This is a genomic window from Sphingobacteriales bacterium (assembly GCA_016700115.1).
Lineage (GTDB): Bacteria > Bacteroidota > Bacteroidia > Chitinophagales > UBA2359 > UBA2359.
This window is the reverse complement of record CP064999.1, coordinates 1,408,877-1,430,686: the sequence shown is the minus strand read 5'-3', so window position 1 is coordinate 1,430,686 and position 21,810 is coordinate 1,408,877. Positions and strand designations below refer to the sequence as shown.

Here is a 21,810-nt window from a genome sequence, read left to right as displayed (position 1 = left end):
AACGGGCAATCAGATTATTTATGTTTATTTTAACCATGCTGTTTCAAATGCCGGTACAATCGCAAATGCATGAGGATTGTGGGGGAGTAATAAATGATTTGCCTGAACCTTTGAGTACCTGTGTTTCATCAAATTTAGAGTATTGGCTTGAAAACCATGTAACTAAAGAAATAGCTATGAGGTTTATAATTGTCAGACGTTCTGACGGGTCAGGGAATTTTCAGGAAGATGATGAATTACATCAGGAATACCTGAACGGGCTGGAAGCAGGGATAAACAGTTATTATTCAGATTTTAAACCTAAAGATGCTTCTACCGGTTGTAATGTGTACAATGATGGTGAAAGTTATATTCGGTTCAAACTTTCGGGAATTACTTATTTGGACGAAGACGCACATATAATTTATTTGCTCCGCCACCTGCGACAAACTCCTCTGTGCTATTCTACTCATTATTTCAAAACTATGGTGTCAATAAGACTAAAGAAATCAATATATTTTTTGTAGAAGCACTATACAGCAGCAATGCAGGCGCAATAGCAAACACACCAGGTTTTGGCAGTAGTAGCGGTGGTGGACAACTGCCTTTTGTATTTATGTTTAGGACTTTTACTAAAATTGAGTTAGAATTTAAACCTAATAATTATCCAATTGAATGGATGATTAATGAATGGACTTTGTCGCACGAATTAGGGCATTGTTTAAACTTGCCAGATTTAGAAGAAAATTTGGGTTCTCCTACAAATGGCACCTGCGACAGATTTATGGTTACGCAATGGGGCAACCCAGCTACAGCCCACAATACCATAACTATAAATGAGTTAGGTCACTGCCACAAGTCATTAACCGAAAGAACTGTTAGCAGCTATGTGCGAAATTGTCCATATTCAATTGATTACCCGATAGAGGTTACAAGTAATGAAACATGGAACTGCTATATGAGAGTGTATAGTGATATTATGGTTATGCCGGGTGCAAGCCTTACCCTCAAGAACCTTTTATTAATGCCTAAAGATGCCCTGGATATCGGTAATGCCCGGCGCAAAACTGATAGTTGACGGTGGCACGGTAAGCAACGGTTGTGATAATGAGCGATGGCAAGGCATTCAAATACTTGGCAATCCCGACGAACCACACCCCGCCGAACCGTTCAACCCACTGACCGATTTTGCACCCGCACATGGAATAGCATACCTATATAACAATGCCAAAATAGAAAACGCCAGAATAGGTGTGGCAACCGCTATGCTGAACAATCAGGACGGGATTATTGCCAACACTGGTGGTATTATTTGGGCAGAAGGCAATACCTTATTTAAAAACAATCAGGTCGGAGTGCTGATTGCAAACCCAAACAATGCCCTTTTGCGCATTAGCCACATACAAAATTGCCGCTTTGAAATCACAGACGACTATATAGCAGGTACCGGCATATACGGACAACCGGTAGGTATAGCAAGCAGAAGCGGTAAGCTGTACTCGCCCATAAAAAATAATGTCTTTATCAATTTGCAAAGTATAGTTGAAACAAAACAGCGGGGCATCGGAATTTTTAATACCGGAACAGGTATGCGGGTAGGCGAAACCGGTTCCGGCAATCGATTTGAAAATCTGTATAAAGGAATAGACTATTATGCCGGACCCTCGTTAACCTCTGTAATCAGTGTACAGAACAATGATTTTTTAGCCACCAATAAAGCACTTACTTTAAATGGCGGTATTTTTGCCCAAATAGAGAACAACCATTTTGATGTAACCCACTTTGGCAATAACATAGATGGAGGTTATGGCATTTTTACAGAACGTGCCAGCGGTTATTATATCGGCAATAATTCGTTTACCTGCTCCGATGCTTCTCCAAATCTAAACGTTGCCCTTGAACTGCGCAGAGATATTGACTATGCTGCCGGCACTGTAACAGAAAACTCCTTTAGCGGTACATTTGCCGTAGCCAATATTTTTTCGGGAAAAAACCCTAATCTCATCATTGATTGCAACCAATACAACTACCCGATAAATATGGATTGGTTGATTATTAAATTTAACCCAACAGATTACCTGAACGACCAAGGAATTTGCGAGGAATTTGAACCTAAATTAGCCCGCCGGAACAGCTTTAAGCCCAACCCAAATGGTATTGATTACCTTAACATATACAATGCTACCAATGCCGACTTTACATACAGAGCACAAAGTGCAGTATTTGCCCCTACTTTAAATGTTGAAATACCGGGTGGCGTAGATGTGTTTGAGTGTTTCCCATCAATTCAACAAAGTCATTGTGCTTTTGACGACCCCTGTAACCCGGAATGTTGGCAGCAGTTACTCAGTCAGACCAACGACCCTGAAGAGCAAATGCGCCTCTATACCGGCTTAATACAAGAACGCCTTCACCTCCAACAAACCGCCCAAGCCAAAACCGACCTGGAAGAACTGCAACGCATCGAAACCGATAAAATGTTGGTCGCCACTTATACAGATGAAGCCGATAGCATTAACGCCATGCTAAAACTTGCCGATATACCCTTAGACAATACCGAAAACATAGAATTTGTAAACCTTTATTTGCAAATACTAAACGGCATTCAACCGCCGGCAGGACCGGGTAAGACCATGAGCGAACAGGAAACCCTGTTGCGCAGCCTGGCAAATAACGAGATCAGCGCACAAAATACACTGGCACAGAGCCTTATTGCGGCCCACTATGCCGAAACTTTTGATAAAACGCCACTCGCGCCTCCCAAAGCTAAAAACAGCCCAAAAGCCGAAGAAACAAGCATGTACTTGTACCCCAACCCTGCCAACACCCAAGTTCAGATATACATCACGCTGCCCGAAATATTTAGGAATGCAAAATTATATGTACTGGATTTACAGGGCAGAATAATAGACCAACTGCCGGTTGTCCAGCCAAATATTACCTTGCAAATCGCAGATTATCCCAATGGTTTTTACTTACTACACCTTAAAACTACAAGCGGCGCACTATATACTCAAAAATTAGCCGTTATACGGTAAACCAACCAACCATCCCTTGTTTGCCTGAATTGAATACTATTCAGGCAAACAAGGCTTTTTGTATTTGCTGCAACCCTCAAAAACAAATTGTAATGAAAAAAATAATTGTTTCACTAATAGCCTTTCTTTGTTATTACTCCGCATTGCATACCCAAACTGTTTATTTCAACCAAACTTATTATGAAGATAGTATCAGTATGGGGTCCGTTGCCGTTAAACCGATATCAGATGGATATTTAGTTGTTGGCGATTTTAATGCTTCCGGTGGATACTCCGCCACTTATTTACGCAAAATCAATTTGATTGGAGATTCGGAATGGACAGAGATATTGGACGGGGATGTTCAATATAGCGCAATCTTCTTTGGCAACAGCTTTGTCGCCACATTCGACGGCAATTACTTTGTGGGTGCAGAAAGGAGTAACCCGAGTGCGTTATCAGATTTTTTATTAATAAAAATAACCGCCGAGGGCGATATTTTATGGAAAAAACAATATGAAACGCCAACATCAGTTGAAACAGGAACGCATTTGTTAATACATCAAAACAACGGGTGTTTAATTGCGGGAATCAGACAACAATATTTCAATGACAATACGACCTATGGCCCGAGTCAATTTTACATTCTCAAAGTTGATTCAACAGGAAATCAGTTGTGGGACGCTACTTACGGCATGTGGGCGACCTTACTGTATGCTGAACAAACGCAAGACGGGGGCTATGTTTTATCGGGCTACCGCTATAGCAACAGCACGGGCTATGATATGTATGTGGTCAAAACAGACAGCATCGGCACGCTGCAATGGCAAAAAACCTTTGGCACCAATGACGATGATGGCGGATGCAAGGTATTTCAACTGGCAAACGGCAACCTCATGTTAATGGGGTTAATAAAAAGTACCCTCCCTGATAAAAAAGGGCTGTACCTTGCCAATCTTTCTGCCGCTAATGGCACAATCATAGGGCAACCTAAAACACACTTGAAAAACAACTCTTATAGTCCGTCATCTGCCCATTATTACTATCCTGAAACGGGATTAATAATTGCCGTACCTATTGCTTATGGCCCTCCGCCAATATGGGAGGTAGCCATCACAGCTATTTCTGAGGAGGGCGATATACTTTGGGAAGCACCTATTTCGTCTGACACAAATACCGATGATGATTACATCCGTGATATAGAACCCACTCCCGATGGTGGTTTTGTTTTGGCAGGTTTCAATTCTAATTCTCCCACTAAGAGCTGGGTATTAAAAGTGGACAGTCTTGGCAACACCTGCGGTACAGCACCATGCAGCAGCGTGGAATATCCAATAGGTATAAACCCCATTCAGACCGGTGTACGGCAGTATGTGCAGGCACAGGTATTTCCAAACCCTGTACCCAATAACGGTACCGCCCAAATTACCTATTCCCTCCCCCCGCAGTTGTCCTTTGGCGTGGTAGAATTGTATGATTTACAAGGGCAAAAGGTGCGGTATCAGGTATTACCTGCCGGTGGCTCGTCCCTAACCCCTTCACCCCAAACCCAATCACCCCTAAATCCCCTGAAGGGGACTTTTACGCAGATCCTCGATTTATCGGGGTTGCCTTCGGGGATGTACGTGTGGCGGTTGGCTTTGCCGGGCGGATATGAGCGGCATGAGAGTACAGGGAAGATTTTGGTAAGTGAAAAGTGAAAAGTGGCTACTTTGGTGGTTCTGATACTTTTACCGGATTAGAGAATTTCAGCGGTACAAGTATCGCTGCTGCCGCGCGCATGAATAGCCCGGGAAATGAAGTTGACTGAACTGCAAAAATAAACCCGCACCCCTTTTTTGTCTTAGCAAAAAAAGAGTGCGGGTTTATAAAGGTAAAAGGTTCTGTGGTCTTTTACCTATCCGGCTATTTACTTACCATGACACGGGCATGTTGAACGTCTCCTGAATCGCCAACAAGTTGAATTATATAGATGCCGGCAGGAAGCGTAGAAGCATTAAACACCGTAGTAATCGGAGTATTTGCTTCGACATAGCTGTCAAAAAGATTTGCTACCTGCATACCGGCAATATTATACACATTAACCGACACCTTGCCCGATTTGGGGGTCATAAACGCCACTGTGGTTTGGGTGGTAAAGGGGTTGGGATAGGCTTCCAAAACAGAGGTTGATTCAGTTTTACCGCGTCCACGGGTTTGGTTGGGCACCCAATACCAGCCAATTGTCTGATTGCCCGCAGCATCGGTTACCGTAACGATATACCAACCGGAGGGAACGCCCAATAGGTCTTGCGTGGTTGCCCCGTTGCTCCATAAATATCCATAAGGGGTTACTCCTCCGCCTACTGAAATATCAATAGCTCCGTTACTTGTTCCATTGTCGGGGGTGATGCTGTAATTAATGATGGCCAGCACATTCACATCGGGATTGGGATTGATAGTACTGATGTCTATTACTGCCGCACAACCTTCACCATCGGTAACAGTAACTGCCCAGGTTGCGTTATCTGCGGCAACCACAGTAATTGTATTGTTCAGGATACTGTATTGCACATACCCGCCGGTTGACCATTGATAACTGTAAACCGGTATGCCGTCGAGTGTAATGGTATATACATCGAAGAAAGTCGGGTTTATACCACCGCCCTGATTATTGCTTTCAACAGTATATGACAAGTTGCATTCGGCATAAAAACAGAGGTTGTTATTGCTGACAATATTGGCTCCGGGTGCCACATAGTTCACTGCTGCGGGGTCGGTACAGGCTTCAAACAAACAACTTCCGTCATCGGTAGCTGCAAAGGGGTTATAGTTGATGGCAAGCGCGTTGGTACAACCGCTCACCCCGCAACCACCCTGATTGCAATTAAAGGGTACTGCTATCGAAGTCTGACAGTTTGCCGGTGCGCCGGGTAAATTTGCGGTAAAGGTAACACTGCCTGCCGTACAGTTAAGGGCGGTATAGGACGAAGAAGTGCCTGAATTGGTAATAACCGCGCCTGTTGACGGATTTGTATAAGTTATCGTGGAATTACAAGAAGTCGAAACCGTTGCTGTGCAACCCCCTGATTGGGTCATATTGATGGAAATATTCGGATAGACGCTAACGATAAATGTGGCAGAGGAGGCGCTGCATCCGGGAACACCGTCTAACCGTGCTTTTAGAAAATAGGTCATCGGCAAACAGGAAATGTTTACAGGCAGCGTTCCGTTAAATGGGGTTGTTCCTGCTCCATAAGGATCAAAAACGGCAACGGTATGATATACCCAAGTGACAAAACCACCGGTATAATCGTTGTCAATCACTCCTCCAGCATTGTATTCCAACTGCTGTCCCGAACAAACGGCATTGGTACTTACGCTTTGCGTTCCGTCTAAGGCTGAACAGATCAGAATACAAGTTGGCACTGTATAGGTATAGGTGGCAGTACAGGTGCCATCCGAACCATCGGTTACAGTGATGTTTCCTGTACCGCCGGTAAGCCCCTGAATTACGGCAGTTTGGCCAACCCCGGGCATATAAGCGAACGAATAATTGGAGCCGTTTACATGAACCACATAATTCACGCCTACCGGATTGTTTGCACTAAACTGCACCGTCAAGTCGTAGATGCCGTTGCCGGTACATTCAGTAGAAGCGCTGACATCGGTAATGGTGCATGGTTGGGTGCAGTCGGGAATGGTATAGGTGGCCACCTCGCTGCATTGGCTGTACACGGCATCGGTAATGGTTACCGAAGTGGTGGTTATTCCGTTGCCTTCGGGCAATCCGGTGATGGTAAAGGTTTGGTTGCTGCTGCCGCTGTAAAAACGGGTATGATCTGTTCCGTTTACGGTTACGATATAGGTTTCACCAACCGGGTCAATGACCGTAAAGGTTACAATCAGGTCGTAGAAAAACTGGTTGGTACAGTTAGTAGAAATCTGAATATTGCTGATGGCGCAGGTAATGTCCTGCCAGGTATTGAGCACATTGGAAGTATTGCTGGGGTAGCAGTCGTATAAGACATCCACCGAAGAACTGAAGCTTGTAATGCCATCAAAAGTCTGATAGGGGCATAACAATCCGAGGTTCTTCTTCACCAAAGTTTGGTCTGCAGTTCCTCCGGTACAAACAGCCCCGGCCCATTCTGTACCCGGGTCGGTGCCTATAGTTCCGATAACATCGGTATTTTGTCCGGAAACCTCATTATAGAGCACAATGGCATCATCGCCGTTAAAATTAAGATTGGCAGAGGTTTGGTTGGGTATCAACCCGTCTAACAAGGCATCTACATGGCAAATCAGGAAATAGCTGTTGTTGGCTAAGGTGCCCGAAAGAGCGATAATGGTCGGGTTAACCGCACTTCCGTTAAAATATTGTCTGATTTCGTAATTGCTTAAATCAACGGTTGCGCCTGTGCCGTTATAAATTTCCACACATTTATTAAAACTTGAGCCTTCGACGTAGGCAGAGAACACTAAATCGGGGCAAGGTTGCTCCCCATCATCGTCATCATTGATGGTCACTGTGATGGAGGGGATAGCACCTATGCCGGCACTGTTTCCTCCCGAAGGATTTTGCAGGGTGAAAATCAGGGTTTCGGGATTTTCAACATCCAAATCGTTGGTAATAGTAAGGGTTACACATTGGTTATTGCTGCTTCCTGCCGGGAAGATAACGGTTTGAGTAGAATAAGTAGTGATATCGGTTCCGTTTCCGGCATCTCCTCCTGTAAGGGCTATATCAACAGAGGTACTGTTTAGGGCATCGGGCTGAACAATGCCGACACAGAGGCTATAAGTGCCCGCTGCTTCGCTGACTGCCGAGCCATTTTGTAAAAAGCTCACCAAAGTAGGCGGTTGAGTATAGCTGTAGAGGTTCGATGCGTTGTTATTTGGATAACAGTCATACAATGCATCAATAGCCGGGCCAAAGGGGGTAGCACCGTTAAAGGTGCCGTAAGTACAAGGCCCTCCGATATTTTTCTTCACCAAGGTTTGGTCGGCAGTTCCGCCTGTACAGATGGTTCCGTTCCATTCTGTACCCGGATCGGTGCCAATTGTTCCCAGTACATCTACATTGGTGCCGAGATAGTTCAGGGCTACGGCATCATCTCCGTTGAAGTTGATCAGGGTAGAAGTTGCATCCGGGGTTAACCCAGCCAACGCTCCGGCAATATCCGCATCGGGATGACAAACTAAATAGTAATCGCCGGCTGCCAGTGTGCCTGTCAATCCGTAAATGTTGCCGGCAACAGACGCGCCGTTGATATAGGTATTGATGCTGTAATCTGCTAAATTTACGGCTGCTCCTGTTCCATTGTAAATTTCGACGCATTTGTTAAAGCCCGACCCTTCTATATAGCCGGACAATACCAAATTGGGGCAGGTGCCGGGCAAACAGCTCGGAACTGTATAGCCTGAAGTTGCAACACAAGTTCCGCTTCCGTTGTCGGTTACTGCAACATTTCCTGTTCCGCCCGAAAGGTTGGGTATAGTCAGGGTTTGTGCGCTTCCTCCGGCATAAACTCCTGGATAATCGGTTCCACTTACATTAACAATAAACCCTGTGCCTACGGGGTTGGCAACATTAAAGTTGACAGTTAGCTGGTAAACATCATTGCCCGTACAGGCAGGTGTGGCAATAACTTCAGTTATACTACATGTAGGTGTACAGTTGGGAATGAGGTAAGAAGTTGTAAAGGTACAGGCAGGATTGGAGGCATCGGTTATTTGTAGAGCAATAGGGGTGATTCCGTTCCCATCAGGCAGATTTTGCAAAACAACACTTTGGGCAGTGCCTCCTGAATAAAGATTGCCGTTAAAAGGGGTTGCACCTACCAAAATATTATAGGCAAATCCGGAAGGGTTGGTTACATTAAAGTTGATGGTGAGGTCGTACTGACCTATTCCGTCACAAACAGGTGTGGCTATTATGTTTGAAATGGTGCAGGAAACCACACAGGTAGGTAAAACCACCGGCACAGAGGAAGCCCCGGCACAGGCAGTGTTGGCGGCATCTACTACATTGATATTGATGGTGCTGCCCAAACTGTTGGGAATGGTTACCGCTATCGGAGAAGAGCTGCCCGAAGCCAGAATACTGTTATCGGCAGTATTAATGACATTGAAGTTGCCACTGCTGTTGGCAGGGGTAAAAGTAACATTAAAAGTTGCGTCATTACCACTGCAAACAGGGGAAGATGCAGCCACATTGGTGATTTCACAAGGAGGACTGAGAACTATATTGTCCAATCCCATTTCATCGCGGGCACCGGAGCCACCAACATCATTACCTGTCCATCGCAGATACAGCACGTTGTTGTTCGGAAGACTCAGACCGGTCAAAATAGTTGTTCGGGGAACTGTTGCTACAGCAGGAGTGCCATCGGGTGCTTCGGTGGTGGTATAATTCAAAGCGGCAACTGGGGTAAAGATTATTCCATCGGTAGAATAAGAGAAGTTGAACGAACTGGAGCGCGGAGAATCGTTGAGCACAACGATATCATAAGCCACGTTGACTGAATTGAGCGTGTTGCCGGTAAAATTACAAACCGCCAAAGTAATGCGTCCGTTTGAGTTAAAATCTGACCCCGTTGGTTGTATCCAAAGTGCCTGATTAGTGCCGCCTCCATAATTCAGAGCATAAATTCCACCACTTGTTACGCCTCCGGTAGTTACACCACGGGCATAGTCTCCGGTAGTGTTTACCCCGCCAAAGTTGTAGGCATCGCTAAATCCGCTAAAGTTCCAGATAGCCGAGCCAAGTTGACCGGCAATGGGAACATTGGTAAATCCTGTTCCGGCAAATCCGGTAAAGTTGATGGTTAAAGGTGTTCCGGTATAGTCTTCACAGGGGTCGGCAGGTGTGCAGTCGGGATAATTGACCACCACCGGAGTTCCTGAACAAGATGAATTACCGGCATCTTCCACATTAACGGTAACGCTGCCGCCCAAGGAATTGGGAATGGTTACAGCAATGGGAGAGGAGCTGCCCGAAGCGAGAATACTGTTGTTGGCAGTATTGATTACATTAAACACTCCGCTGCTTCCGTCAGCCGTAAAGCTGACGTTAAAGGTTGCATTAGCTCCGCTGCAAATGGCTGTGGTAGCCGATACGCCGCTGATGGTGCAAACTGCGGCCGGAACGGATAGGCTGATATTATCCAATCCATATTCGTCTCTCGCTCCCGAACCGCTCACATCCTGACCTCTCCAACGCAGAAAAAACATGGCTCCGTTCGGAATATTTAATCCGGTTAAAAGGGTGCTTCGCGGAACTGTTACAACAGAAGGTGAGGCATCAGCATCGAGAGGCGTTGTATAATCCAATGCACTGACTTGGGTAAACGTGCTTCCATCGGTCGAATACCAAAAATTAAAACTGTTCGATCGCGGTGCATCGTTTCTGACAACGATATCGTAACTCAAATTTAGATCGGTTATCGCACTTCCGCTGTTGTTGCAAACCTGCAGATTGATATTGGCATTTACCCCGTTGAACACAGTTCCTGTGGGCTGTATCCAAAGGGCTTGGTTGGTGCCTCCGCCATAATTCAGCGCATATATTCCACCTGTAGTAACGCCGCCGTTGGTCGCGCCTCTTGCGTAGTTGCCGGTGGTGTTGGCATTGCCGGGTTTGTAAAAATCAACAAACCCGCTAAAAGTCCAAACTTTAGAATTGAGTTGAGCGGCTGTGGGCGGATTGTTGAAACCTGCACCCGTAAAACCGGTGAATTGAACACTTAAAGGAGTTCCGGTAAAAGATTCGCAATACGTATTATCTCCCAAAGCACCTCCTCTTATCCATGCACGGATTAAGGCAATATCGGCAGCACTGACCGAGCAGGGATTGGAAGCAGGCATATTGCTGCTTCCGCAGGTTAACGGCATAGTGCAGTCTATTTTGATAACATAAGGGCTTCCGTTTTCATCAAATGGGCGTACGGCAGGGGGGCATTGAGACCCGCCGGTTAGAACGCCTAAATAACTGGTTTGGCTAAAATCGCTCGAAGGAAAAGAAGCAGTATGGCAACCATCACAACCGTATGTGGTGATGAACGATTGTACATTAGGATTGAAAAAATAGGGCTGTGCTTCTGTTCTGACTGAAACGAATAAAATGAAAACAAAGAGAAAAATGCGTAGTTTGATTTTCATATCAAGTGGGTTTATATTAAATATCCGGGATAATAATTTCAGATGTCTGATTGTAATTTAGTTCGGCAAAATTAACACCTTATCATCAATCAGAACAATTTAAACGTTATCAAATGGTTAAAACAGAAGACAATGGCAGATTTTGGCAACTAATTATCAGGTAGCGATTTAAAGTTTGCTAACCATTGCCTTATGTCAAGTCAATTTGAACAGCGAATAGTTGGATTAAGAAACCAAAGCCTAAAGGTCGTTTTGACAGAGTTCGACAAATGGTAAAGATAGTTTCTTTATCTTTATCCCCGAATAAACCAAATAAATTTATTTTATAAAAACCCTCATATAGCACGCTGCTATGCTCACCTTGTTTGTCAAAGAAATCAATACTTTTTTCAGTTCCCTTATTGGCTATCTGGCATTGGTGGTATTTTTGCTCACTACCGGATTGTTTTTATGGGTTTTCCCCGATTCAAACCTTCCGGATTATGGATATGCCACACTCGAACCTTTGTTTTTTACCGCACCCTGGATTTTTATGTTTTTAATACCCGCCATCACCATGCGGTCGTTTTCTGAAGAGTTTAAAAGCGGTACTTATGAAATTTTGGCGACCCGTCCGGTTACCGATATGCAGATTATTCTGGGTAAATATCTGGCAGCTTTGTTTTTGGTCTTGTTTGCCTTGTTGCCTACTTTAGTTTACTATTACACCATTTACCGGCTTGGGTTGCCTCCCGGCAATATTGATTCAGGTGCTACCTGGGGGTCTTATATCGGTCTGTTGCTTTTGGGTGCGGCTTTTGCAGCAATCGGAGTTTTTGCATCTTCTCTCAGCAGCAATCAGATAGTTGCATTTTTGTTAGCGGTATTCCTGTGTTTTTTGTTCTACCAAAGTTTTGATTATTTGAGCAAACTCAATGTGTTTTATGCCAAAATTGACGATATAGTAGAACAAATCGGAATCAATGCACACTATCAGTCGCTTAGCCGGGGAGTCATTGATTTTCGCGATGTTGTCTATTTTGGTTCGTTTATCACCTTGTTCTTAATTCTGACCCGGTTGGTGGTCGAAAGCCGGAAATGGTAATCCCCCAACAGCAGATCCATTCACCTTGCCTCAACGACAGATATGTCTAAAAATAAAAAATTTCAATCCTTTATTCAGTTCGGTGTTTTAGCGGCAATTCTGCTGCTGCTCAATATTGTTGCCGCCTATTTTTATTTCCGGGTTGATTTGACCACCGAAAAACGGTTTACATTGACTCCTGCTACCAAAAAAATGTTGCGAAACATTGATGATGTGGTCTATGTAAAAGTTTTTTTGCAGGGAGAGTTTCCTTCAGGATTCAAACGATTGAGAAATGCCACTTTGGACATGCTTCAGGAGTTCAGATCGTATTCCGGCAATATGGTGGAATTTGATTTTGTTGACCCATTTGAAGGCATAACCGATGTAAAACAGCGGGAAGAAATTTTCAACCAGTTATCTGAAAAAGGCCTTGAACCGCGCAGGCTTATTGAAAACAAAGACGAATATTCTGAAAAAATCATTTTCCCGGGGGCGATGTTGTTTTACAAAGGTCGCGAATTGCCCGCCAACCTGTTGCAGCAGCAACTCAACACCGGCGCAGAAGAAACCCTGAACAATTCCATTGCTCTGTTAGAATATAACTTGGCCAATACCATTCAAAAACTGCAACGCAACACCAAACCAAGTATCGCTTTTTTGGAAGGGCATGGCGAATTGCCGCTTGACGAGGTTCGGGACGTGATGGTTTCTTTGTCGAACTACTATCAGTTGCAGCGTTTGGACATTACCAAAAACCTCTACATTCCTCCAAAATTCTGGGCAGTAGTGATTGCCAAGCCAACCAAAAAGTTTGAAGAGGTACATAAGTTTAAAATTGACCAGTACATCATGAACGGAGGTAAAGTATTGTGGTTGGTCGAAAACCTGAACACCTCCTTAGATAGCCTGCAAACCAACAACGGCTCGTTTATAGCCCTCGATTATGGACTGAACTTAGAAGACCAGTTGTTCAAATATGGAGTGCGGGTCAACTTCGACTTAGTTCAAGACCTGCAATGTTCCAAAATACCGCTTGCCGTTGGCAGGGATGCTTTTGGCAATGCCTCTCAGTTGGAACTATTTCCATGGACGTATTTTCCGGTTATTACCGAAACCAACAACCTGCATCCGGTTACTAAAAATATGAGTGCCGTCATGATGCAATTTGCCGGCACCATTGACACCATTGATACCCGTAAAAGCGAACTGACAAAAACGGTTTTAATGAGTACCTCGCCTTATAGCCGTGCCAATGTTACGCCGGTTCAGGTGGATGTGAATACGGTGCGAACCAAGCCCAACCCTGAAGAATTTAATGCCGGCAACAAACCCGTAGCCGTGGCCATCGAGGGCAAGTTCCCTTCGTTGTTTAAAAACAGGCTCGACCCGGCTACTCTTGCTATGATTGATACCCTGCCCGATGTTTCGTACCGCGAAGAAAGCGACTACAACAAAATGATTGTAATTTCTGACGGAGATATTATCCGAAACGACTTTGATGAAAAACGAGGGCAAACAAGTCCTTTGGGCTATTATAAATACACCGGAGAAACCTTTGCCAACAAAGACCTGATTATCAATGCCATAGAATGGCTGAACGATGAAAACGGCATTATCAGCGCACGAAACAAAGATATTAAACTCCGTTTACTCGACAAACCGCGGGTTAAAGAAAGCAAATTGCAATGGCAAGTATTGAATTTAGTGTTACCCTTGCTCATCGTCGTCTTATTTGGATTGGGATATAGCCTTTTGCGTAAATGGAAGTATGAGTAGTAGGCTTGAAATATATTTTTCGGAATTTTGATTCGCCTTACCTTGAATAAATTATTACTATTTTTGTAACCTAAAATATATATGACAACCCTATAATCTAGTAATTGGGTTGTTATTCTTAAATGTTTTATTTGCTTAAATGAGTTGAAAAAGGTTTTGAAGGATGCATTAAACAGAAAACCAATTGATTGAATTCAAAATGCAGTTTATTTAAAGCACTCCAAATCTTTATATGGTAATTTTATATTTAACTAATAAGGAATATTCAATCTGAACTTTAAACAAAAAATATCATCAAAAATGGAAACAGAAGTTAAAATTGGAAGGGCGAAAATTATAGTTGAAGTTCCCGAAGGCACAAAAAGTGCTACTTATGAATGTATAGGAATACATCAAGACGGCGACTATGAAACGTTAGATGATTTTGATTATTATTTAGATGAAACTTCAGAGTTTGCTGAAGATTTTGCATTTGCATTAGTTGCTATTGGTTTAGACAATAGAAACAGAACAACTGTGCAAAAGATTTTTTTTGTTAATATTTTGGAATCCAAAACACTAGAATTAAATGAAAAGCTAACAGCGAATGAAATTGGAAATTGGAAGATAAAACTTCCAAACGCTTGGTATGAATATGATGAATATGATGAAGATGATGAAGATGCAGGTTTTATTAATTATACTGTTGAGAATTTAGATTTTGAAGATGAAGATGAAGACATTAAGATTTATGATTCTAAAAGCGCTTTTAGACATTGGCATAAATATACTAAGGAAAATAATCTTGTTCGCAGAATTTACGAAGCTTATAAATTCTGCAAAAGGGCTAAAGATTTTAAAAGATGGAGGGAAATTGAAGAACAAGTTATACCAGGAACAGTAACTTTTATTGCAGATACAATAGTACCAAAAATTCAATCTTCAGCATTTGATGAGTTAATCAAATTGATTGGAATAAATTCTGTTAAAGAAGAAATTAAATCGCTAATAAATTTTGTTAAATTTAGGAAAGCTCGTTTAGATGCTGGACATTTAGTAAGCCCATCTACATTACACTTAGTTTTTACAGGAAATCCTGGTACGGGCAAAACAACGGTTGCCAGACTTATTAGTAGAATATATAAAGATATTGGATTGCTCACCAAAGGACATTTGATAGAGGTAACAAGGGGCGATTTAGTTGGCCAATTTGTAGGACAAACTGCTCCTCAAACTAAGAAAAAATTTGAAGAAGCGTTAGGAGGTGTTCTGTTTATTGACGAAGCATACTCTCTTTATTATCCTGGAGTAGAACAGGATTTTGGTCTTGAAGTTATAAATACTTTAGTTGCATTAATGGAAAATTATAGGGAGCAGATTGTAGTAATTGTAGCAGGTTATCCGGATAAGATGAAAGTATTTTTGGAATCTAATCCCGGTTTAGAATCTCGGTTACCCACAAAAATTCATTTTGTAGATTATACGAAAGAAGAACTACATAAGGTTTTTTTAAAGATGTGTACAGATAAAGGATACCAAATTAGTAGCGGTGCTGCATCTAAACTACTATTTTACATTGAAAAACAAGATTATTCGAATAACAATGCAAGAGGGATAAGAAATCTTTTTGATATAGTTGAAAAAAATTTAGGAAATCGAGTTATGAATGATCCTAAGTCAAAGCCAACAAGAGAAGAACTTAATACAATCACTGAAATTGATATTCCAGATCCTGAAAGTTAGTGTTTTGAATTAGAAAAGTATTTTTTTTCATAGTTTGAATTACTGAAAAAACTATATTTCGAGATTAAAAAGTCAAGAAAAATAACGCGTTTCATCAATTACTTTAAATAATCAAGCTTTTTATTGAGGTGTAGAAGTATTGCAATTAAACTTGTCTCTAACAACTTATGAACCACTCACCCACCATTCTTGTAACCGGAGGCACCGGTTTTGTCGGCAGTCATTTATTGAAATTGCTTGTTCACCGGGGTTTTGCTGTTCGTGCCACGAAAAGGGCAGACAACAACCTGTATTGGGTGAGTGATATTGCCGGAAAAATTGACTGGGTAGATTGTGATATTTTAGATGCACAAGGGCTTTACGATGCCATGTCGGGAGTTAAATCAGTCTATCATTGTGCGGCAATCGTAACTTTTAGCCCTTCCAAAAGGGAAGAACTTCGCAAGGTGAATGTGGAAGGAACCGCCAATGTGGTGAATATGGCTTTGGAACGGGGTGTTGAAAAACTGTTGCATGTCAGTTCTATTGCTGCACTGGGGCGCAAACTGAACCAACCGCATGTGGATGAAACAACACAATGGGAAGAAAGCCCCATCAACACGCAATATGCCATCAGCAAATATTATGCAGAGCGCGAAGTGTGGCGGGGTATTGCAGAAGGGCTTAACGCAGTGATTGTCAATCCTTCGGTTATCATAGGGGAGGGGGAATGGTCAACCGGATCCTGTCGTTTGTTTACTCAGGTTTGGGAAGGGCTGAAGTTTTACCCCAAAGGCGGAACAGGATTTGTGGATGTAACAGATTTGGTGAATCTGATGGTTGAACTGATGAACAGCCCCGTTCATGGGGAGCGGTTTATTGTAAATGCTGACAACCTCAGCTATCTCGACTTTTTTGCGATGGTTGCCCGTTATCTCAATAAACCCGAACCAACCCGCCCGATTACTCCCCTGATGGCCGAAATCGGATGGCGATTAGAAGCCTTGAAAGGGTTTTTCACCCAAACTTCTCCCCTTGTAACTAAAGAAACAGCCCGGATGTCGCAACACCGATACTATTACCAAAACGGCAAACTTTTAGCAGCCATTCCTTATTCATACACTCCCGTAGAAGAATCTGTATCAAGAATATGTAAGGAATTTTTGGCCATTCATAGTTCATAAAAGGGCAAGTCTCTAAAACCAACCTTTTATGTTGGACAGAAACAACGTTACCGAAGGCACAGACCATTCACCACTAATCATTAACAATTATCTTCCCGCTTGCCTCGTACCGCTCATACCCTCCGGGAAACGACAACCGCCATACGTACATGCCCGAAGGCAACCCCGATAAATCGAGGGTCTGCGTAAAAGTCCCCTTCAGGGGATTTAGGGGTAGGGACGAACTACCCGCCGGCAACACCTGATAACGCACTTTTTGCCCCTGCAAATCGTACAACTCCACTACCCCGAAAGGCAACTGCGGGGGAAGGGAGTAGTATATGGTGGTACTGCCACGGGCAGGGTTGGGGTGTAGCGTGACGCTGGATGTTGTTGGAGTATTTGGAGGCGAAGTGCTAACAGTATATACAACGCTATCACAAGGTGCCGCTCCACAACTCTGACCAAGACTATCTGTTTTTAGCACCCAACTGCTTGCGGGAGAAGCATAGTTGAAACCTGTCAAAACATACCCCCCATCGGATGTGGGTTCTATATCTCTGATGTAATCTTCTGTGGGTGATAAACCACTGCTGATAGGGGTTTCCCATAGTATATCGCCGTCAGTTGAAATGGCGGTAATGGCTACCTCCCATAAGGGAAGCGGGTAAAAGCCGGTGGTAACAACTCTTATAATACCTGTTTCGGGAGAATAGTTAAACATGTGTGGAGTATAATAATTATTTTTCAGGTGCGTTTTGGCTTGCCCAACGATTGCTCCGTTAGTAGCATTTAGTTTGGCTATATAGAATCCATTTTTATCGGGAATGTTGCTTTTTATCAATCCCATTAATATTAAGTTACTATCCGCTAATTGAAATACATAACACCCACCGTCATTTTCGTTAGTACCATAAGTTCTTTGCCATTGCATTGTGCCAAAGCTGTCTGTTTTAACAACATACATATCGTAGCCTGTACTATTGCTGTACCTGTAGCCTGATAAAACATATCCCCCGTCTTGCGTTTGTTCGGCATACAGGAGAACTGCATTAGTACCGTATGATGAATCCCACAACAAATTGCCAATTGAATCTACTTTCACTATATAAAATTGACTTGGTCCGAAAGTTGTATTGTTATTGTAGTACTCTTGTTTACCGCCCACAATCAAACAAGTATTATCACTTTGCACCAATACTTGTGTGCCGGTTTCTACTGAAGTGGGAGTTCCATACTGCTTTTTCCAATAAACATTGCCATATTGGTCCAACTTCATTAACACAAAATCGGACAACGTATCTGTTGTTCCTCTTTCTGCTCCTATGAAATAATTACCATCATTAGAAACGACAAAGCTATTCCCAAAAAAGATAGCACTGTTCTGCACTGCTCCATTCAATATTTCTAACCACTCAGTTTCTCCATATAAATTGATTTTGCGTAGATAAGTGGCGGAGTAATTATTAGGAGCATTAAATCCTCCCACAACCAAATAACCATCTGCAACAGGCTTTACTGCCACAGATAGCATACTGGTGGTATCGGTATAAAAGACCCTGTTAAAATAAACCTGTTGAGCGTTTATATCAAGGTAAAAACAACAAACGGTGAGTATTAATGATGTAATTATATTTTTCATTAGTATTTCGCTTTTGAGAGTGTTACGAAAACATAAAAGACCTGTTTACCAAAACAAACATAATGTTTAGGCAAACAAGTCTTAAGCAAACTTTAGTGGATGACCGCTAATTTCTGGGTATAAACTTTGCCACTTGTTGTTTTAACGTATAGCAAGTAAAAACCGTTAGGGTAGTTTGTTGTTTGGAGCGTAAATATTGTGTGGTTTACTGTCAATTGGTCTATTAGTCTGCCCTGCATATCAGAAACATATAGTTTTGTGCCACTAAGCATTTCGGGAATGTATAGGGCAACCTGTACTTCGTTTTTGGCGGGGTTAGGATATAACTGTATGCCGTAAGCCGCGGTATTGGTATTTAATTTTGTTTGCGGTGGCTCTGATGGTTTTTTATCAAAAGGTTCAGCGTAATAGAATGCCTGCAGGTTCTGTGCCAAAACATTCTGTGTGCAGTTGGAATTATTTGCCATACTACGAATTAGGCTTTCTTGCGGCTCCATGGTTTTGCCCGGGCCGGCCGGAGGTTGTATTCCGCTTAGTATTTCCAAATACAGCGTTACAAACTCAATATTTTCGGTTGTTGTTAGTGGAATTTCGGCAAGCTTGAGCATTGAATTTATACTGTCGGCTTCATCAACATAGGTTGCTGCAAGCATTTTGGTAGCCTCAATCTTAAGGAGGTTTTCCAAATCGCTTTTTGCCTCGGCAATTTGTTGTAAACTCAATTGTTCCTGCATTAAAGCTGTAAAATAGCGCATTTGCTCATCGGTATCAGTGGTTTGGTTGAGTAGTTGCCGCAAACAGTCTGGGTTGCAGGGATTATCATAAGCACAATGAGTGGGTTGTAGAGACGGGAAACACTCATCTGCATCTACTTCACCGGGGAGTTCTATATTGGTACCTGGTACAAATAGCGGGCTTTGTGCTCTGTAAGTAAAGTTGGTGTTGCCGGCATTGTATATATTAACGTATATTGTACCGTTTGCATCAGGTTTAAAGCTGTTGCGGCGGGCTAATTCGGGAGCAATTTCGTTGCAAATTCCCTGATTGTTGAGATAGTCGTCGGAGATAATGGGAATGATAAGCCAATCATAATTTATGGGGTAGTTATATTGGTTGCAATCTATAGTGAGATTGGGGTTTTTGCCCGAAAATATATTTGCTGCGGCAAATGTGCCCTCAAAATTGTTATCAGAAACCTTGCCTGCGGCAAAATTAATATCTCTGCGCAGTTCAAGGGCAATGTTTAGATTTGGAGAATCATCGGAGCAGGTAAACAAATTATTGCCGATATAAAAACCGCTTGCACGCTCTGTAAAAATGCCATAACCTGCATCAATGTTATTGCCAAAGTGGGTTACATCAAAATGGTTGTTCTCTATTTGGGCAAAAATGCCTCCGTTTAAAGTAACCTCTTTGTTTGTATGTATAAATTCATTGCTATTTATGCTAATGACAGAAATCAATGAAGGTCCGGCGTAATAGTCAATTCCTTTATACAGATTTTCAAAACGATTGCCGGCACCGGGTTCTCCTATCCGCATACCTGTACTGGCATTATATATACCAATACCTCGTTCTTTTGTTTCAATCGTGCTTTGTAAATTGATAAAAACATTGTTTTTTATGACCGCAGAAAGTTTGCCGCCTCTGCTTACTATGCCTACCGGTCGTCCGTTTCCGTATATGCCGATACTACCTTCTATATAGTCGTCTGTAGTTTCAAAACGGCAATTTTGCATGCGGCTGATGCGCAAAAGGGCATTGTTCGGGTTTGCAATCAGGGTTCCCACTTGGTTGTTTTTAAACAAGGTATTGCCCTCTGCCCATACGATACCGCCTGTATTGGCAATTATCTTGTCCTCATTGTCCAACATAGCAGTTGCTACGCCTATTCTGGCGTTTTCTATTTTGGTGTTGTTGTATAGGTATGCAATCCCATGCGATAGTGCTGTACCAGTCTGCGGGTTGAATGGCTCGGCGGGGTGCGGTTCGTCGGGGTTGCCCAAGACTTGAATGCCTTTCCAGTGAGTGTTTAAGCAAATGTCATTTGATAAAGTAGAATTTGAAACTAATAGTTTCCCTCCAGGCATGACAAGAAGGCCGGCATCATCACCCTCAAATACAACGTTTGTGTTCTGTATAGTTAATGTGCTTCCTGCGAGAATATTAATTGTTTCAAACACTCTCGTAGGGGTGTTCCAAACTATATCCCAATTATCATCAACAAGCAGGTTTTGCTGCGGGGAGTTCGTTAATCTTGCCTGTAAGTCAGGATTATACAAAATGTGCATCTTCATCCGTATTTCTTGCCCTAATGTAAAACCTTCATAACAAGAGATAGGGGAATAAGCCATTATGTTTGTAGTTGAAGGACTATAATAGTTGCCCTCTGCATCTTGAATTGGTACTGTGCTACCATCGCAAAAAGTTACAGGCTCGAGCCAATTACAGGTTACAAGATCTACATTAAACCCTAAGAATGGATCTGCCGGTGTGTCGCAAACATAATCTCCACAGTCACAACAGTTTGGCTCAACAACATCGGGTTGACAATATAAGGAAGAAATAGGTTGGTTAACTAATTCCGGACATCCATAAGGTTCAGCTATAGAGCCATGAAAAGTATGAAACAAACCCAAACAATGCCCCATTTCATGAGAGAGCGCACTCGATAAGCCTACATCAACATTGTCCATAGAAGTTGTTCCTCCAACAACAAAAGCTGTCCCAGGAACACCATTTGCCAATCCGCCCTTAAAATTGCTGCTTTCTGGCAATAAATATATGTCCAGCCCGTCAGTATGAGTATTTTGTAAGAAAATCGGATACAGTCCAAGTACAAGTATCCAAACATTAGATTCATCGCAAGGCAACAATTCCGGAATATTGAAAAATATGTTGTTATCCAGATATTCTATGCAGGACAAATCGAATTGAATATTGTGAGGGCTAAAGTCTTCGTTCAGCTTTTCTACTGCGCTTTTTACATCTTTAACAGACCTCCCTCCCGTGCCGTCGTTATTTCTTATAATATGAACATAAATACGAAAAGTATAGGCAGATTGCTGGATGCTCGCAGGTGGTGTAGAAGTACTTATTGTTTCCAAATAATTGGATAATGATGGTGTAGTATAACAATATCCACTCTCTTGCGCTCTTATAAATAAATTGGGCAAAATCAATAACAAAATGAGGAATCGGATTGAATTAAAACAATTTCGTCGGCAGGTCGGACTCATTAAAGTTAGTGTCTTTTTCATAATAAAGCAATGTTTGTGGTAAAAAATAAAAATATTTTACACCTTACAAAACTACTTCAACATT

11 protein-coding genes are annotated in these 21,810 nt (G+C 42.5%); 8 read left to right on the top strand and 3 right to left on the bottom strand.

The features are described 5' to 3' along the window. Positions 1-20 precede the first annotated feature (20 nt). The 4 genes from IPM47_04940 (at position 21) to IPM47_04925 (ending at position 4,696) form a co-directional block, all read left to right on the top strand. Positions 21-506 carry a hypothetical protein gene (locus IPM47_04940; protein ID QQS30297.1) on the top strand — a complete coding sequence of 162 codons (486 nt, stop codon included), beginning with the start codon at positions 21-23 and terminating at the stop codon, positions 504-506. Beyond that, on the top strand, positions 437-1,057 hold the full coding sequence (locus IPM47_04935; GenBank protein QQS30296.1) for a hypothetical protein: 621 nt from the start codon (positions 437-439) through the stop codon (positions 1,055-1,057). Before IPM47_04940 ends, IPM47_04935 begins: the two co-directional genes overlap by 70 nt. Further along, entirely contained in the window at positions 1,014-3,017 is a 2,004-nt protein-coding gene (locus IPM47_04930) for a T9SS type A sorting domain-containing protein (GenBank protein ID QQS30295.1), read from the top strand. Before IPM47_04935 ends, IPM47_04930 begins: the two co-directional genes overlap by 44 nt. 92 nt (positions 3,018-3,109) lie before the next feature. Continuing rightward, complete coding sequence (locus IPM47_04925) at positions 3,110-4,696, top strand: T9SS type A sorting domain-containing protein (protein ID QQS30294.1); 1,587 nt, start codon at positions 3,110-3,112, stop codon at positions 4,694-4,696. A 205-nt stretch (positions 4,697-4,901) separates the two neighbouring features. Here IPM47_04925 and IPM47_04920 read toward each other — a convergent pair whose 3' ends face one another. Next, on the bottom strand, positions 4,902-11,138 hold the full coding sequence (locus IPM47_04920; GenBank protein ID QQS30293.1) for a lamin tail domain-containing protein: 6,237 nt from the start codon (positions 11,136-11,138) through the stop codon (positions 4,902-4,904). Positions 11,139-11,490: 352 nt separating this feature from the next. Here IPM47_04920 and gldF point away from each other — a divergent pair, with 352 nt between their 5' ends. From gldF to IPM47_04900, 4 genes are all read left to right on the top strand, one after another. Then, the gene (gene gldF, locus IPM47_04915) at positions 11,491-12,222 is read left to right on the top strand and encodes a gliding motility-associated ABC transporter permease subunit GldF (protein QQS30292.1); all 732 of its coding nucleotides are present in this window, start codon (positions 11,491-11,493) and stop codon (positions 12,220-12,222) included. A 42-nt stretch (positions 12,223-12,264) separates the two neighbouring features. After that, positions 12,265-13,980 (top strand): gliding motility-associated ABC transporter substrate-binding protein GldG, encoded by a 1,716-nt coding sequence (gene gldG / locus IPM47_04910; protein ID QQS30291.1) that lies wholly within the window; start codon positions 12,265-12,267, stop codon positions 13,978-13,980. Between the two features lie 300 nt (positions 13,981-14,280). Next, complete coding sequence (locus tag IPM47_04905) at positions 14,281-15,702, top strand: AAA family ATPase (protein QQS30290.1); 1,422 nt, start codon at positions 14,281-14,283, stop codon at positions 15,700-15,702. 167 nt (positions 15,703-15,869) lie between these two features. Next, positions 15,870-16,865, top strand: coding sequence for an NAD-dependent epimerase/dehydratase family protein (locus tag IPM47_04900; GenBank protein QQS30289.1), 996 nt, complete (start codon positions 15,870-15,872; stop codon positions 16,863-16,865). Between the two features lie 73 nt (positions 16,866-16,938). Here IPM47_04900 and IPM47_04895 read toward each other — a convergent pair whose 3' ends face one another. Then, positions 16,939-18,486 carry a T9SS type A sorting domain-containing protein gene (locus IPM47_04895; protein ID QQS30288.1) on the bottom strand — a complete coding sequence of 516 codons (1,548 nt, stop codon included), beginning with the start codon at positions 18,484-18,486 and terminating at the stop codon, positions 16,939-16,941. Between the two features lie 92 nt (positions 18,487-18,578). Continuing rightward, on the bottom strand, positions 18,579-21,746 hold the full coding sequence (locus IPM47_04890; GenBank protein ID QQS30287.1) for a T9SS type A sorting domain-containing protein: 3,168 nt from the start codon (positions 21,744-21,746) through the stop codon (positions 18,579-18,581). Positions 21,747-21,810 lie beyond the last annotated feature (64 nt).